The organism is Legionella nagasakiensis (genome assembly GCF_900639915.1).
GTDB classification, from domain to species: domain Bacteria; phylum Pseudomonadota; class Gammaproteobacteria; order Legionellales; family Legionellaceae; genus Legionella_A; species Legionella_A nagasakiensis.
In genome coordinates, this window is record NZ_CAAAID010000044.1 from 1 (window position 1) to 590 (window position 590).

The window sequence follows — 590 nt, forward strand, 5'->3', positions numbered from 1 at the left end:
TGTTGTTGGAATCGATAGATTGCATCGATAGCCGGATTTTGAATTAAAAATGCGTCTCTTTTAGCCCTCTTTTCTTCACTCAGGTTATCAGGCCTGGTTCTCAATAAGGCTAAGATACCTCTATTGCTTTTTATTTCACTGGAGAGTTCTCGGTAAGTCATCATACATTGATGTTGAATTAAACGAATCACATGGAATCTATCGGCAACTATCATTGCATTAGGAAAGTATTTTTTTACAATAGACCGATAGGTACTACTTAAGTCCATACAGATGACTTTAACTCGTTCTTTCCCAGGCAGCTGCTGTAGGTAGTCTTTTAAATCTCCTTCACTTCGCCCTCGAACTACATCAAAGACCTTATGCTTTCTCAGGTCACATAAAGTAGTAGCAAAACCTTCCTTCTTACTAAAGAAATGCTCATCAATACCAAGCACTACAGGACAGGGCTTATTAAGTAACTCTCTATGTTGTTCTTCATAATGCCGCTGATACCAACGCTCTATAGTCGCTTTACCTTTCTTATAACGCTCCGATAAGTCTTTTTGAGAGACTCCTCGGCTATGCTCATGAAACACCGATGCCTGTGC

The 590-nt window shown here is 39.7% G+C and carries 1 protein-coding gene; it reads right to left on the reverse strand.

What is annotated here, in order from left to right; genetic code table 11:
• A partial coding sequence (locus E1O52_RS13030; RefSeq protein ID WP_165474837.1) for a transposase occupies nt 1-590 on the reverse strand: 590 nt, incomplete at both ends.